The sequence below is a fragment of the Nocardioides sp. GY 10127 genome, assembly GCF_004919085.1.
Lineage (GTDB): Bacteria > Actinomycetota > Actinomycetes > Propionibacteriales > Nocardioidaceae > Nocardioides.
In genome coordinates this window covers 204,891-217,995 of record NZ_STGL01000003.1, presented here as the reverse complement: position 1 = coordinate 217,995, position 13,105 = coordinate 204,891, and the positions used below count along the sequence as shown (strand labels likewise).

17 protein-coding genes are annotated in these 13,105 nt (G+C 70.6%); 7 read left to right on the top strand and 10 right to left on the bottom strand.

Annotated elements, in window-relative coordinates; all coding sequences use genetic code 11:
* Positions 1-16: 16 nt before the first annotated feature.
* Together E8D37_RS04710 and E8D37_RS04700 are read right to left on the bottom strand one after the other, a co-directional pair.
* A complete protein-coding gene (locus tag E8D37_RS04710) occupies positions 17-343 on the bottom strand; it encodes a DUF2283 domain-containing protein (RefSeq protein ID WP_136568621.1) in 327 nt (108 codons plus the stop codon).
* Positions 344-583: 240 nt separating this feature from the next.
* Positions 584-991 carry a hypothetical protein gene (locus tag E8D37_RS04700; RefSeq protein ID WP_136568619.1) on the bottom strand — a complete coding sequence of 136 codons (408 nt, stop codon included), beginning with the start codon at positions 989-991 and terminating at the stop codon, positions 584-586.
* Positions 992-1,108: 117 nt separating this feature from the next.
* Between E8D37_RS04700 and E8D37_RS04695 the strand changes: the two genes are divergently transcribed.
* Positions 1,109-1,585 (top strand): hypothetical protein, encoded by a 477-nt coding sequence (locus tag E8D37_RS04695; RefSeq protein WP_136568618.1) that lies wholly within the window; start codon positions 1,109-1,111, stop codon positions 1,583-1,585.
* Between the two features lie 1,009 nt (positions 1,586-2,594).
* On the opposite strand, the gene E8D37_RS04690 is transcribed toward E8D37_RS04695, so the two are convergent.
* The 6 genes from E8D37_RS04690 to E8D37_RS04665 form a co-directional block, all read right to left on the bottom strand.
* The gene (locus E8D37_RS04690) at positions 2,595-2,810 is read right to left on the bottom strand and encodes a hypothetical protein (RefSeq protein ID WP_136568617.1); all 216 of its coding nucleotides are present in this window, start codon (positions 2,808-2,810) and stop codon (positions 2,595-2,597) included.
* The gene (locus tag E8D37_RS04685) at positions 2,807-3,265 is read right to left on the bottom strand and encodes a hypothetical protein (RefSeq protein ID WP_136568616.1); all 459 of its coding nucleotides are present in this window, start codon (positions 3,263-3,265) and stop codon (positions 2,807-2,809) included. The genes E8D37_RS04690 and E8D37_RS04685 overlap by 4 nt, the downstream gene beginning before the upstream one ends.
* Positions 3,266-3,416: 151 nt before the next feature.
* Complete coding sequence (locus tag E8D37_RS04680; protein ID WP_168929619.1) at positions 3,417-4,460, bottom strand: major capsid protein; 1,044 nt, start codon at positions 4,458-4,460, stop codon at positions 3,417-3,419.
* Between the two features lie 601 nt (positions 4,461-5,061).
* Positions 5,062-5,286 carry a hypothetical protein gene (locus E8D37_RS04675; RefSeq protein ID WP_136568614.1) on the bottom strand — a complete coding sequence of 75 codons (225 nt, stop codon included), beginning with the start codon at positions 5,284-5,286 and terminating at the stop codon, positions 5,062-5,064.
* Between the two features lie 745 nt (positions 5,287-6,031).
* Complete coding sequence (locus E8D37_RS04670) at positions 6,032-6,244, bottom strand: hypothetical protein (protein ID WP_136568613.1); 213 nt, start codon at positions 6,242-6,244, stop codon at positions 6,032-6,034.
* A 137-nt stretch (positions 6,245-6,381) separates the two neighbouring features.
* Positions 6,382-6,603: a helix-turn-helix domain-containing protein gene (locus E8D37_RS04665; RefSeq protein ID WP_136568612.1), complete on the bottom strand. Its 222-nt coding sequence runs from the start codon at positions 6,601-6,603 to the stop codon at positions 6,382-6,384.
* A gap of 74 nt (positions 6,604-6,677) precedes the next feature.
* Between E8D37_RS04665 and E8D37_RS04660 the strand changes: the two genes are divergently transcribed.
* Positions 6,678-7,067 carry a helix-turn-helix transcriptional regulator gene (locus E8D37_RS04660; RefSeq protein WP_136568611.1) on the top strand — a complete coding sequence of 130 codons (390 nt, stop codon included), beginning with the start codon at positions 6,678-6,680 and terminating at the stop codon, positions 7,065-7,067.
* Positions 7,067-8,197, top strand: coding sequence for a site-specific integrase (locus tag E8D37_RS04655; protein WP_136568610.1), 1,131 nt, complete (start codon positions 7,067-7,069; stop codon positions 8,195-8,197). The genes E8D37_RS04660 and E8D37_RS04655 overlap by 1 nt, the downstream gene beginning before the upstream one ends.
* Positions 8,198-8,226: 29 nt before the next feature.
* Here the strand turns inward: E8D37_RS04655 and sodN are convergent, their stop codons facing one another.
* Complete coding sequence (gene sodN / locus E8D37_RS04650) at positions 8,227-8,628, bottom strand: superoxide dismutase, Ni (RefSeq protein WP_206055606.1); 402 nt, start codon at positions 8,626-8,628, stop codon at positions 8,227-8,229.
* Between the two features lie 186 nt (positions 8,629-8,814).
* Here sodN and E8D37_RS04645 point away from each other — a divergent pair, with 186 nt between their 5' ends.
* From E8D37_RS04645 to E8D37_RS04630, 4 genes are all read left to right on the top strand, one after another.
* Positions 8,815-9,168, top strand: a complete 354-nt coding sequence (locus E8D37_RS04645) for a S24/S26 family peptidase (RefSeq protein WP_136568608.1) — start codon at positions 8,815-8,817, stop codon at positions 9,166-9,168.
* 377 nt (positions 9,169-9,545) lie between these two features.
* Positions 9,546-10,661 carry an NADP-dependent malic enzyme gene (locus E8D37_RS04640; RefSeq protein ID WP_240770241.1) on the top strand — a complete coding sequence of 372 codons (1,116 nt, stop codon included), beginning with the start codon at positions 9,546-9,548 and terminating at the stop codon, positions 10,659-10,661.
* 89 nt (positions 10,662-10,750) lie between these two features.
* Complete coding sequence (locus E8D37_RS04635) at positions 10,751-11,719, top strand: zinc-binding dehydrogenase (protein WP_136568606.1); 969 nt, start codon at positions 10,751-10,753, stop codon at positions 11,717-11,719.
* On the top strand, positions 11,716-12,402 hold the full coding sequence (locus tag E8D37_RS04630; RefSeq protein ID WP_136568605.1) for an SDR family oxidoreductase: 687 nt from the start codon (positions 11,716-11,718) through the stop codon (positions 12,400-12,402). Before E8D37_RS04635 ends, E8D37_RS04630 begins: the two co-directional genes overlap by 4 nt.
* 46 nt (positions 12,403-12,448) lie before the next feature.
* Here E8D37_RS04630 and E8D37_RS04625 read toward each other — a convergent pair whose 3' ends face one another.
* Positions 12,449-13,039 (bottom strand): hypothetical protein, encoded by a 591-nt coding sequence (locus E8D37_RS04625; protein WP_136568604.1) that lies wholly within the window; start codon positions 13,037-13,039, stop codon positions 12,449-12,451.
* Between the last annotated feature and the right edge of the window lie 66 nt (positions 13,040-13,105).

Here is a 13,105-nt window from a genome sequence, read left to right as displayed (position 1 = left end):
ACACCCCACCACTCCCTCACACGAGAGCGAATGGACGGGAACCGCTGGTCACGCGGTTACTCGTCCCGTCCGTACCGGTCGTCAGGCTCAGGAACCGGGTGGGCGACGGGCGGACCAGGCGCAGAAAGTCGATGACCTTGCTGTGGACGTGGAACCTGTCGACAAGCTCGGTGAAGGGGATCTCGACTGCGCCGTCCAGGACCTCAATGCCGACGGCCACGCCGTACTCATCGAGGTCAACCAGGATGTTGACGTTCACCTCGACGGTCCGAGAAACAGGCTCGTCGGAGAGGTGGATGTAGCCAGCGTCGACAGCAGTGTCCCACTCGATCTTGATGCTCATGTGATCAGTCCTTCCAAGCTGCTGACTTGATGATGACCCTACCGGAGGGGTCTTCGACGCCCGGAGGAACGGTCCAAACCTTGAGGTCCTGACCGTTCAGCCCGGGGCCGATGTAGGTAACGCTGGGCTTGCTCGGATCAGTCCACGTAGTGTGGCTGTTCGCCAATGCGTTCTCGATATCGGCGCGAGTGATGCCGCGTTGAGCCATCCTCTGAAGAGGATGCCCGCGAAGCACTAGGTTCATGCGGGAGGGAGGCGCGCCTCGAAGGCCAGGCGTCGGTGCTCGTCGTGCTCGGGCAGGTCAACAAAGATCTCGTAGAGCCCTTCCTCGAGGAGCGGCACGGTGAGCTCCAGGGCGAACAAGTACCCCACGGCGTTGTCAGGTCCGTAGGGCGCAGCCGCATCCGTCGACACGAGGGTTGCCCCACCTTCGATCCTGAAGCTGTCGTTCGGGCCCTGGACGGCTATGAGCAACTCCACCGCCCCCTCCGAGAGGGCAGCTCGCACTCGGCCCGCTACTGCCATCCGATGCGCGCTGGGGAACTCGGTTGCGGTGACGAACGTCCACGACGCGCCGACAACCGTCAGGGTTCCCGATGGCTCGACCTTGGCGAAGTCCGCGACGAAGGCGTAGTCGATTCGAGCCATGCGGGACAACGTAGCTGCATCTGGCTGAGGAACGGGTCAAATCGATGTCCTGAGTCGCGGCGAGGGTCACCAGGAACGGAGCGTCCCACTGTCGGTCCTGCTAGCTACGTTGTCGCCATGGACCTGACGACTGATGACTGGGCTGCAATCCACCTCGCCGACGACGCAACCTCGGAACAGCCTTCCGAAGAGCTGTACGCGGCAGTGCTGTGGTTCCTGGGCCGCGAGCGGGCCGTCTGCTCGACAACCACACGTACGGACGGCGATGACGGGGTCCAGTGGACCAGCTGGGTCCTGACCGACACCCGCCTGCTGCGAGCAGCGATGACGGTCGTCGACGACTTCGGCCGTGACGTGATCGGTGAAGTGTCCGTCATGGCGTGGCCGCTGCGAGACGTCGTGCTCACTCTGGACGCGGTCCTCAACGCCACGAGGAGACACCAGGAAGGGACAACCTTCTACTTCGACTTCACGGTCCGCGCTGGCGAGCACGAGCTGGTTCTCCGTGGACGACAGGCCGGGCGTTCGGCGCGCGAGGTGCGGGAGAACTTCGCGCGCGAACTCCGGGACCGGCTGCACCCTTCTCTGCAGTGAGGTCCGGCTCAAGCACGCCCACCGGTCAGTCCAGTGGCCTCTGCCGCGCACCGGAGGCGCGACCCCGGCCCTTCGGGACGTGAACAGCCGGGTCGCGCCGGCACGCCCGGGTGTGGGGACAGGTCGGGCGCGCAAACAGCCCGTGGGGTGACGGGTCTCGGGTCCTGTCACCCCACGGACTGTGGGTCCAGTCTAGACGCCCTCGGCCGCTTCTGCTGGCCTTCCGGCTCCATGGTGGCGACGGCGGCGGTACGCGCGCATCCGGCATGCCTCGCTGCACCACCTGCGAGGCATCCCCTGGTACTTCTGGTCGGGTAGCGGGCCGTCGCAGTGCCGGCACGTGCGACGCAGGTCGAGACGGGGCGCCGGTGCGGTCGCCGGGGGGTTCGGCGCGACTCGGGAGGCCGCTGCCGCCCGGTTGAGCCGCTCGACGAGCAGCCGGCGGGCCTCACGCTGCTCCGGTGTCATCACGCGGTTCAGGACCTTCACGACGAGCTCCAACGACGTCGACGGGATGAGGCAGTGGGGGCCGCTGAGGCGGCCGTGGGGCCCGTGGGCCCGTGCGGGTCTGAAAGTGGGGGAAACGTAGGGACCCCGGTTTGCAGTGCGTATCGGCAGCCAGGGGGTCGCCCCCCGGGGGAGGGGGTGGACCTGGGGGTCAGCGGCGGCCGGCATCCGGCTGGGCCGGTGTTCAGGGGGTGGGCATCGCGAGCATCCGGGGTCCGTTGGTCCGGCAGGTGCGGTTGGTGCAGACCCGGATGGTGAGGGTGTCGGCGGTCGCTTCTCCGAGGGCTCGCGGCAAGGTACTGGTCCGCAGTACCACTCGGGACCCGCAGTGCTGGCAGGGTGCCGTGTCGGTGGTGTGGTCGGTGTTCTTCTGAGGTGTCGCCATGTCGTTGACGCTCCCAGAAGTGGTGGGGGCGTGCGGGGGACACGCCGTGTTGGTACGGAGCCGATCTTGACGGGGCCGGTTGGCACCGGGTCGCGTGGAGCTCCGCCGGGCGCCGCATCAGCCGCCGACGCGGGCAACGTGGTCGGCCTGGGCGGCGACCGCGTTCTCCGCGGCGTCGACCGCGATGCCCTCGATCTCCACCAGGCCCTTCTCCCGGTCGATGACCTTGCGCCGACCGTTGAGCTCGAGCGGTTTCCCGGGTGTCTTGGCGGTGACGCGTCGCAGGGCCTGCATCCCGCCCTCAGGCGTCGCGTGTGACGTGCCTTCGCTCATCGACTCCACCTGCGCCGTAGGTTCGCCGTGACGTCCCGGGCTGCTGCCTCGAAGTCGGCTTCGGTCTGCTCGTCGCCTTCGGTGGTTCGGCAGGGCGGGCAGGTCTGGTACCAGACGATGACGGGGCCGATGAGGCTGATCGTGTGGCCACAGGTCTCGGGAAGGTCGAGGCCGCAGCCGGCGCAGGTCGTGGGGCTGTCGGCTCGGTGGGTGAGGTTGCAGGTGGCGCATCCGATGTCGGGTTGGCCCGGTGTCCAGGACAGCACGGTCGGTCCGCTGCTGGTGTGGGTGCACAGGTCCGGGTTCGCGGCGGCGAGCTGCCGGGCGACCTGGACTTCGGTGGGGTCGGGGTGTGGCTCGAGGGTGCCGTCGAGTGCGGCGGTGGTGTTGGCGACCGTCAACAGTGCTTCCTGGGCTGCGGCGGTGCACTGGTCGTCGAGGGCGGTGGAGTTCATCGGTCGGTCCTTCGGGTCGGGTGCCGCTGGAGCGGGTGTGGTCGGAGGGTGGTGGGGCCGGGTGACCCATGCCGGAAGTCCCGGCCCCACCGGCTGGTGCCCTGCTGCCCGGCCCGACCTCATCCACCGGGCAGCAGGGGGCTTGGGCGGCTCAGCCGACGGTGAGGACGGCGAGCTTGCGCGCGTTGTGGAGGACGGGCTGGGCCACGGCGTCGACGAAGACGTGCTGGCGGAACGGCGGTCCCTGCTTGAGGACCACGCCGACGATGCCCGCGGCGTCCTCGAAGCCCATGTCGACGGCTCCGGACTGCAGGAGCTCCAGGGCGGTGGCCGAGACGCCGTAGACGGTGGCGCCGAGCTCTCCGAGGTCGGTGGGGAGGAACACCACGGTGTGCTCGGGGATGGTCCGCACGTCGGTGCCGTCGACGTTGACCTTGGTGTCGTAGGTCGGGTCGATGGCGGGCAGGCCCTCGCCGTCGAGGAGTTCGCTGAGCTCGGTGAGGGTGACGCGCGTGTGGCCGGCGGTGGAGCCGTGCACGGCGTCGATGACTTCCTTGGACCGCAGCAGGGAGCGCCGGTCGGTCAGGGACATCTTCATCCGGCCGGGCGGGGTCCCGTTGGTAGCAGTCCAGACGTCGACCATGGCCTGGATACCCGTCAGGGGCGTCCCGTTGGTGCTGTCGGACCAGGCGGTGGCGGCGATGACCTTGTGCTCGGCAGGCATGCCGAAGTCGGCTTGCGTGTTGAGCTCGGGCACGTCCATGACGCCGTCGGTGAGCGCGTCGCCCCACGCGACCTCGAGTCGGCTCTGGACCTCGCGGGTCAGCTGCTCGGCGTCGTTGTAGGTCGCGGTGATGAGCATGTCGGGGTTGCCGCCGCGGTTGCGGTGGAACTCCAGCTGGAGCCGCTCGAGCTCACCGGTGGGCAGGCTGGTGGACAGCGGGAGCAGCGGCACGCTGGAGCTGGCGCCGGAGTCTCGCTCGGAGACGTGGATGCGGCCGTCGAAGCTGCGGTACTTCGCGGCGCGGTTGACGCGGGTGATCTCGGACCAGTCGAACCGGTTGGTGTCGCTGGTGTCCGTGGGGAAGTCGCTGAGCAGCTGGAGGGTGTCGTTGCTCGGGACTCGACGGATGAAGGTGGTGACGTCAGCGGGGCTGGGGTAGCGGGAGTCGTCGTAGATGATCTCGGTGGTCACAGCAGGTGGTCCTCTCAGGACGGGGAGTGGGCGAAGGTGCGGTCTCTCCCTCGGCCGTGGTTGCACCGCAGCAGGGCAGCTGCTCGGATGCTGTGCGCGGACGCGGACCCGTGACGGGTGCTGGTCAAGACGCGCTGTTCGGCTGAGGGTTCTGTGCCCGTGACGGGCTCGTGTGCCCGTGTCGGGCGAGGCCGTTCCCCTTCGCGTTCCCCGTCGGGCCGCTGGCATGTCGCTCTGGGGCCGTTTGGGTTCTGCTGTTGGAACTGACCTGACTGTATCGGTTGTGCCGGGTCCGCGGACGCGACACGCGCACGGCGGGGTCAGGTGCGCCTGGGGTGGTGGTCGCAGCCGTGGCAGCAGGGCCCGCGGCTGATGTCGTCCAGGGCTAGGCAAGACCGCCATGGCGCCTGGCAGGTCCAGCAGGGGACGTGGAACAGGTGCGGTCGGCAGCGGGGACAGGGACGAGGCCGGCCCTCGTCGTCTTCTCCCAGCCACCCGCCGCGGCAGGTGTTGGTGTGCACCAGGTCGTTCGCCTGTTCCTCTGCCAGGCGCTCGGCTTCGGCTTCGCGTTGCTCGCGTGCGTCGGTGGAGTCGGTGGGGATCAAGGCTCGATGCCTGCCTCTCGTGCGGTCTGGATGCAGGCAGCGATGAGCTCGCGGCTGCGGCGCAGCGTGAAGTCGAGCTGGTCCGCGGGGACCAGGAGTTGGCCGGCTCCGATGGCGGCCAAGTCGTCGAGCACCCGGATCGCGTCGGTGAGGGCGGCGGTGAACGAGGGGTAGTCGAGGCGTGTGAAGTGGCTCCGGTCGATCTGGTCGTGGTGGTTCATCGGGCTTGTCCTCGGTGCTCGGTGTGGCGGGAGGGGGCGGCTGAGAGCGAGACGCGGACACCGGGGCGGGCGTCGTGTCGGACGAGCGCAGAGGGTTTGGACCCCGGATCGAATCCTTTTCGCATCGCATCCGGGGACCTCGCGGCAGGAGGGTCGAGAGCTTCGCGCGCACGTCCTGTAGTTGAGGCAGTCGGGATGCATGCGCCTGGAAGACCGACAGACGGAGTACCGACAGACGTAAGAACCGTGCCAACTTCGCGCTCAGCGATGTCACACGATTCGTCCAAAACTGTCACACGATTCGACCCAAAACTGTCACACGATTCCGGGGCTGCCACGGGATCGTGTGACAAGTCCTCGGCGGCCGCTGTCACACGACTTTCCGTCGCATCGTGTGACAGATCCAGGCGGGGGAGTGTCAGGCGATAGCGAGCCCGTCGGCCCGAGTCCTGCGCCGTTCCGCGGGTCGGCTTCTCGGTCTGCTCGAACCAGCCCTGGTCCCGCAGGGCACTGAAGTGCCGCCAGACCTGACGCTCACTGATGTCGAGCTCGACCGCGAGGCGAGCAGTGTCGACGACCGCGCGCGTGCCCGTGGTGCCGCTGCTCGTCAGCGCCACGAACAGCGCCACCGCGCCCTGCTGACGCGTCACCTTGTTCCGCGCCAGGGCAAGCGCGAGCACCTGCTGCCACTCGAACAGGAAGTGGGGTGCGGGCGGGGGCGTGACGTCCCATGGATCGGCCTGGCTCATCGAGGTCCCACCGCCTCGTGCATGAGACGCGCGATGGCAGTCCTGGCCGTCGGGTCGAACCCTCGGTAGGCGCCGCTCGGCAGCTCGCGGCCCGCGGCTTGCTCGGCGAGCAGGGTCTGGGCGCGGAACCAGATGTCGAACGGCATCCCGGTGTGCGTGACGGTCCGCTGATAGCGGCGGACGAGCTTCGACACCCTGCTCGGGGCCATGTGGCTTCCGACCAGGTCCAACTGGTGGTGAGCGGCTCGGATGAGCTGCTCGGTGGAGCGGTTCTTGTGGTTCAACCGCAACTGGGGAGAGGACTGGCTAGTCATCCTGCTCCGGGGTGAGGCAGACGCCTCAGCCCTCAGCCGGCCTGCTCGAACTGGGCATCGATCCAGGCCCGGACATCGGACTCGCGGTAGACCACTCGCCTGCCGAGCTTTGCCGAGCGCGGTCCGAGCCCGTTGAGGCGCCAGTGGCGCCATGTCCGCTCCGGGATGCCGGTGGCGTCGGCCACCTGCTTGATGGTTAGAAGGTTCTCCGTAATGGCCACTTCGTCCGTCTCCCAACGCTTCGGTTGCAGCATGTAACTGCCGAATATGCAGAACTGTGGCAGTTGCGTCTTGCTGCGGCAAGTGCAGACGCAGTAGTCTGCGGAATATGCAGCCGGACTTTGAGAAACTGATGGGCGAGTACGTGCAGTTTCATCGTCGGGAACTGGGGCTGACCCAAGAGCAGTTGGCGGCTCGGCTCGCCGAGTTGGGCGAGCCGATGCACGCGACCGCTGTCACGCGCTTGGAGCGAGGGGGGCGATCCCTTCGGTTCAACGAGTGGGTGGCGCTCATGCAGGCTCTGGATCGGCCGCTCCCGGACTTCTTCGCCTACGTCTCGACGGTCGCGGACTTCGGGGAGCGTCTGAGCCTTGAAATGCAAGAGAGTGAGCCACTCTCGCTCATCGAAACCGCGGAGCAGGTCAACACCATCGTGGCGCTTGCCTCGACGCTGATGAGTGACGCCTTGGACCGGGTGCGAGATCGCGAGAACCCCTGATGGCTAGCATTGCTCGATACACGCCGACGCGGACTGACGGAACCAAGGGCAGACCGATCTGGCGCGCGCGTTACCGCGATGCTGACGGCAAGGAGCATGCCCGCCACTTCGCGACGAAAAGGGCCGGGCAGGAGTGGCTGAACGAGGTCACGACTGCAGTGACGTCCGGGACCTACGTCGATCCTCGGCTGGGGAAGACGCCGTTCCGCGCCTTCGCAGAGGAGTGGGAGCGTGTCCAAGTGTCGAGCGAGGGAACGGCCCGCATCGTCGACAATGCGCTGAGGCTGCACTTGGTGCCGGCGCTGGGGGAGACGCCGATTGTGGCCGTGCGTCGAACACGCGTCCAGGGCCTCGTGAAGGAGCTCGAGCAGAAGGGGCTCGCGCCCGGAACGGTGCGCAATGTCTACGAGGTGCTGGCGAAGGTGTTCGCCGCGGCCGTCGACGATCGGCTCATCCCCTCGAGCCCGTGCGCCCGCATCCGTCTGCCTCGCGACGACCGGCCGGAGGTGCAGCCCCCGACGGTCGAGGAGGTCGAGCGAGTCGCCGGCGCGATCGGCGATCGGTGGCGTGCCCTGGTCATCCTGCTCGCCGGCAGCGGACTGCGCATCGGCGAGGCCCGCGGACTGATGGTCGGCGACGTCGACTTCCTGCGACGAACCATCAGGGTCGAGCGGCAGCGGATGCAGAGCGGGCAACTGCAGCCACTGAAGTCTAAGGCGTCCCGGCGAACCCTGCCGGCTGGGACTGTGCTGCTCGACGAGCTCGCGGCGCACCTCGCGACGTTCGGGCCCGCAGACCTCGCGGCGCCGCTGTTCGTCGACGAGTTCGGAGACCCGCTCAGCTACACGCGCTGGAAGCGACTCCTTGCCAGCGCCTGCCGAGAGGCGGACGTCGACGTCACGGCCCATGGCTTCCGCCACTTCTACGCCTCGGCGCTCATCGCCGGCGGGGCATCGGTGAAGCAGGTCCAGGTCGCGCTCGGGCACGCGTCCGCGACGATCACGCTGCGGACCTATGCCCACCTGTTTCCGGGCGACGAGGACCGGACCCGCAACGTCATGGACGCCGCGCTCGGCCCGCTGGCCCGTGCTGCGGACCGTGTGCGGACTGAGGCGGCGTCCAGTGACTAACGCTGCAGGTCAGAGACCTACGAGAGGCGTCACGCCTTCTTGGTCTCCCAGAAGATCTCGGCGATCTCGTCGATCTTCGCGAGCAGCTTGTCGGCGGCCTCGGCGTCCATGGTGCCCTTGGTGCCGGTGGCGCCGGCCAGCTTGGTGGCCTCGTTGAAGAGGGTGTGCAGCTGGGGGTACTTCTCGAAGTGCGGGGCCTTGAAGTAGTCGGTCCACAGCACCCAGAGGTGGTGCTTGACGAGCTCCGAGCGCTGCTCCTTGATGAGGACGGCGCGCGTGCGGAAGTCGGGGTCGGAGGAGTCGTTCGCCTTGGCGATGACGGCCTTGACCGACTCGGCCTCGATGCGGGCCTGGGCCGGGTCGTACACGCCGCACGGCAGGTCGCAGTGGGCGGAGACGGTGATCGTGCGGGCCGACACGGCGGCCAGCAGGGAGCGCAGCATGGTGTGCCTCTCGGGAGGGAACAGGACGTGGTGGACACTACCCTCGTGCCCTCGCCGCGACGACGCCTCCCACCTGTGGGCGAGACGGATCCGGACGTGGCGTTCCCGACACCTGTCGATGGAATACCGGCGGGCGCTCGCGGCGGGCGCGCGCGGAGCGGCCCCCGGTGGGGGATGGCGCTCGTGCGCGGCGAGTCGATGACGCCGACGCTGCGCCCCGGGGACCGACTGCTCGTCGGCTACCGCCGGCGCCCCGTCGTCGGCGACGTCGTGGTCGCCCGGCTCGCCGACGGCACCGTCGCGGTCAAGCGGGCGGTGGAGCGGAGGACGACGGTCGGCGGCCGCCCCGGGTGGTGGCTGCTGAGCGACGCCCCCGCGCTGGGCGTGGACAGCCGGCACCGCGGGCCCGTCCCCGACGAGGACGTCCTCGCCGTCGTCCTGGCCCGGCTGTGGCCGCGCCCGACCCGTCGGCTCCCCGCGCCACTCGGCCCGACCGCCGCCTCCTCGCCCTCCGCCGACGGTTCCTGAGGGCCGCTCGCAGGCGGCCGATCTGTCGCGGTGAACGGACGGGTGCGTTCGTTCACCGGTGCAGTCGTGTGACCCAGGGCACCTTCCACGCGGGGCCCCTGTGCCAGACTGCGGGTCCGGCCACCGCCGACCGCGTACTGCGACCTCACCCGTGTCGCTCTCGCCCGCACGACCATCGCACCGCGGTCCTGTCGCGTCCCGCCGCGGTCGCACCCCGAGGAGAAGGCACTTCCATGACCGACGCCATCGTCGAGACCGACCCCCGACCCGCCGAGCCCGCTGCCGCGGCCCCCGGTGCGGTGGGCCCCGTCCTGCCCGGACCCGGCGAGCACCCCCGCTCCGGCGAGCCCGCCTTCGACCTGCACGTGGGCGGCAAGATGCAGATCGCGGCGACCGCGCCGCTGCGCGACGCCGGCGACCTCTCCCTCGCCTACACCCCCGGGGTGGCGCTGGTGTGCGAGGCGATCGCGGAGGACCCCGAGCTGGTGCGGACCTACACCTGGGTGCCCAACACGGTCGCGGTCGTCACCGACGGCACCGCCGTGCTCGGCCTCGGCGACATCGGGCCCTCGGCCGCGATGCCGGTCATGGAGGGCAAGGCCGTCCTCTTCAAGCAGTTCGGCGGGGTCGACGCGATCCCGATCTGCCTGGACACCACGGACACCGAAGAGATCATCGAGACGGTCGCCCGGCTCGCGCCCAGCTTCGGCGGGGTCAACCTCGAGGACATCTCGGCGCCCCGCTGCTTCGAGATCGAGGACCGGCTCAAGGAGATGCTCGACATCCCGGTCTTCCACGACGACCAGCACGGCACCGCCGTGGTCGCCCTCGCGGCGCTCACCAACGCGCTGCGGCTCACCGGCCGGGCGCCCGGCGAGGCCCGCGTGGTCATCTCGGGCGCGGGCGCCGCGGGCGTCGCGGTCGCGAAGATCCTCCTCGCCGCCGGCATCACCGACCTCGCCGTTACCGACCGCAAGGGCGTCCTGCACTCCTCGCGCGGCGACCTGACGCCGGTCAAGCGGGCCCTCGCCGAGGTCACCGCCGACGTCACCGGGCGCACCGGCAGCCTCGCGGAGGCGCTCGACGGCGCCGACGTCTACATCGGCGTCTCCGGCGGCACCGTGCCCGAGGAGGACGTGGCGCGGATGGCCGACGACGCGATCGTGTTCGCGCTGGCGAACCCGACGCCCGAGGTGCACCCGGAGGTGGCGCACCGGCACGCCCGCGTCGTGGCCACCGGTCGCTCCGACTTCCCCAACCAGATCAACAACGTCCTGGCGTTCCCCGGCATCTTCCGCGGCGCCATCGACGTCCAGGCCCGCTCCATCACCGAGCCGATGAAGGTGGCCGCGGCCACCGCCCTGGCCGACCTGGTCGGCGACGACCTGAGCGAGGACTACGTGATCCCGCACCCGTTCGACGCGCGGGTGCCGGGCGCGGTCTCCCGCGCCGTCGCCGAGGCCGCCCGGCGCGACGGGGTCGCCCGCCGCTGAGCCGCCCCACGAGCCCCTGGACGGGTGGGGCGCGCGTCGTGTGACGCGGGCCCCACCCGGGTGGCGGTCGGATGGGTAACGTCACCGTCATGTTCGCCGTCTACACCGACACCAGCGCCCCCGACGACCCGCTCTCCGCGCTGCGGCTGGGGGAGCGACCCGACCCCGAGGTCCCGGACGGCTGGACGACCGTCACCGTCAAGGCGGCCTCCCTCAACCACCACGACGTGTGGTCTCTGCGGGGCGTGGGGCTCAAGGCCGACGCGCTGCCGATGATCCTCGGCTGCGACGCCGCCGGGCTCGACGAGGACGGCAACGAGGTCGTCGTCCACGCCGTGGTCAACGACCCGGGCTGGGTCGGCGACGACACCATCGACCCGCGTCGCTCGCTGCTCTCCGAGCGCTTCCAGGGCACGTTCGCCGAGAAGGTCGCGGTGCCGCGTCGCAACGTGGTGCCCAAGCCCGCCTCCCTCTCCTTCGAGGAGGCAGCCTGCCTGCCGACCGCGTGGCTCACCGCCTACCGGATGCTCTTCACCCGCGGCGGCCTGCGCCCCGGCGACACCGTGCTCGTGCAGGGCGCCGGCGGCGGCGTCGCCACGGCCTGCATCATCCTCGCCCGCGCGGCCGGCCTGCGGGTCCTGGTGACCAGCCGCGACGAGGCCAAGCGGGCCCGGGCCCTCGAGATCGGGGCGCACGAGGCCTTCGGGTCCGGCGAGCGCCTGCCGGTCAAGGTGGACGCCGTGATGGAGACCGTCGGGCGGGCCACGTGGTCGCACTCCATCCGCTCGCTGCGTCCGGGCGGCACGCTCGTCGTCTCGGGCACCACCTCGGGGCCGAAGCTGGACGACGCCGAGCTCACCCGGATCTTCTTCCTGCAGCTCTCGGTCGTCGGCTCCACCATGGGCACCTCGGCCGAGCTCGCCAGCCTGGTGGGCTTCCTGGACGCCACGGGCACCCGCCCGCTCGTCGACCGCACCGTCCCGATGACCGAGGCGACCTCGGCGTTCGAGGCCATGGTCGCGGGCGACGTCTTCGGCAAGATCGTCCTCACCCGGTGACGCGGACGCACCTGGTCACCGGGGCCGGCTCCGGCATCGGCGAGGCGCTGGCCGAGCGGCTGCACGCCCGCGGCGACGACCTGCTGCTCGTGGCCCGCTCGCAGGAGCGGGCGCAGGAGCTCGCGCGGCGCTGGCCGGGCAGCCGGACGCTGGTGGCCGACCTGGCCGCGCCCGGCGACCTGGCTGGGGTGGCGGGCGACCTCCCGGACCGGCTGGACTCCGTCGTCCACTCCGCCGGCGTCGTGGCCCTCGGCACGGTCGCGGAGAGCGACCAGGCCGACTGGGAGCGGCAGTTGACGGTCAACCTCCTCGCCCCGGTGGCGCTCACCCGGCTGTGCCTGCCGGCGCTGCGGGCCGCGCGGGGCACGGTGGTCCTCGTGAGCTCCGGTCAGGGGCTGGCCGCGAGCGCCTCGTGGGGCGGCTACGCAGCCTCCAAGCACGCGCTGCGGGCCTTCGCCGACAGCCTGCGGGCCGAGGAGGCCCCCGCGGGGGTGCGGGTGACCTCCGTGTACCCCGGTCGCACCGCGACCCCCATGCAGGAGGCCGTGCACGCCCACGAGGGACGCGACTACGACGCCGACCGGTGGATCCGGCCGGGCACGGTGGCCGACGCCGTCCTGCACGTGCTGGACCTGCCCGGGGACGCCACCGTCCCCGACCTGCCGGTGCGCCCCCGCGGCTGAGGACGCACCGGCGGCCGGGCCGGTGCCCGACCCGCTCGCGCGGGGCTCAGGCCCGCGTGTCGACCTGGAGGCCGGTCGTGGCCCCCGACCACGAGCTCTGCAGGGCGCTGGTGACGTCGTCCATCGTCACGCCCTTGGCGCTGAGCAGGTCGGCCAGGCTGGTGCCGCTGGTCAGCTGGGAGAGCAGGCTGTCGCTGTCCTCCTCCAGCAGCGCGGCCAGCGTCTCCAGGGTCGAGGACGTCGAGTCGTCTGTGTCCGAGGAGGGCGGCGGGCCCGGGGGCGGCCCGTCGGGGCGCGGGCCGCGGGGTCCGTGCGGCCCCTGCGGCCCCCGCACGGCGTCCGCGCCGGTGGCCGAGGCGATCTGCTGCACGGCGTCCTCGAGGCCGTCCGAGCCCTTGAGCCCGGCGGGTGCCCCGTCCCGGAGGGCCTGGAGCAGGTCGTCGGAGGAGACGCCCTTCTCGGAGGCGATGTCGAGCAGGCTCGTCCCGTCGGCGACGCGCTGGCGGAGCTCGTCGGCGGAGGTGCCCAGGAGGCTGGAGACGGACTCGAAGGGGTCGGGCGGACGCTGGCGCGCCGTCGACGTGGCGGTGAGGCTGCTGAGGCTCGCGGAGGAGCCGAGGGCGGAGAGTGTGGTCATGCCCGTCCCAGCGGCCGTCGCGGGGCCCGGCTGAGCCGACCCTCCTCGATCCACAGGTGGCGCCCG

Coding starts and splice junctions, on each gene's coding strand:
- E8D37_RS04700 (WP_136568619.1), bottom strand. CDS start 991: ATGGCTCGAATCGACTACGCCTTCGTCGCGGACTTCGCCAAGGTCGAG.
- E8D37_RS04625 (WP_136568604.1), bottom strand. CDS start 13,039: ATGACCACACTCTCCGCCCTCGGCTCCTCCGCGAGCCTCAGCAGCCTC.
- E8D37_RS04635 (WP_136568606.1), top strand. CDS start 10,751: ATGTTCGCCGTCTACACCGACACCAGCGCCCCCGACGACCCGCTCTCC.
- E8D37_RS04640 (WP_240770241.1), top strand. CDS start 9,546: ATGCAGATCGCGGCGACCGCGCCGCTGCGCGACGCCGGCGACCTCTCC.
- E8D37_RS04675 (WP_136568614.1), bottom strand. CDS start 5,286: ATGAACCACCACGACCAGATCGACCGGAGCCACTTCACACGCCTCGAC.
- E8D37_RS04690 (WP_136568617.1), bottom strand. CDS start 2,810: ATGAGCGAAGGCACGTCACACGCGACGCCTGAGGGCGGGATGCAGGCC.
- E8D37_RS04660 (WP_136568611.1), top strand. CDS start 6,678: ATGCAGCCGGACTTTGAGAAACTGATGGGCGAGTACGTGCAGTTTCAT.
- E8D37_RS04665 (WP_136568612.1), bottom strand. CDS start 6,603: ATGCTGCAACCGAAGCGTTGGGAGACGGACGAAGTGGCCATTACGGAG.
- E8D37_RS04670 (WP_136568613.1), bottom strand. CDS start 6,244: ATGGCCCCGAGCAGGGTGTCGAAGCTCGTCCGCCGCTATCAGCGGACC.
- E8D37_RS04710 (WP_136568621.1), bottom strand. CDS start 343: ATGAGCATCAAGATCGAGTGGGACACTGCTGTCGACGCTGGCTACATC.
- E8D37_RS04685 (WP_136568616.1), bottom strand. CDS start 3,265: ATGAACTCCACCGCCCTCGACGACCAGTGCACCGCCGCAGCCCAGGAA.
- E8D37_RS04645 (WP_136568608.1), top strand. CDS start 8,815: ATGGCGCTCGTGCGCGGCGAGTCGATGACGCCGACGCTGCGCCCCGGG.
- E8D37_RS04695 (WP_136568618.1), top strand. CDS start 1,109: ATGGACCTGACGACTGATGACTGGGCTGCAATCCACCTCGCCGACGAC.
- E8D37_RS04655 (WP_136568610.1), top strand. CDS start 7,067: ATGGCTAGCATTGCTCGATACACGCCGACGCGGACTGACGGAACCAAG.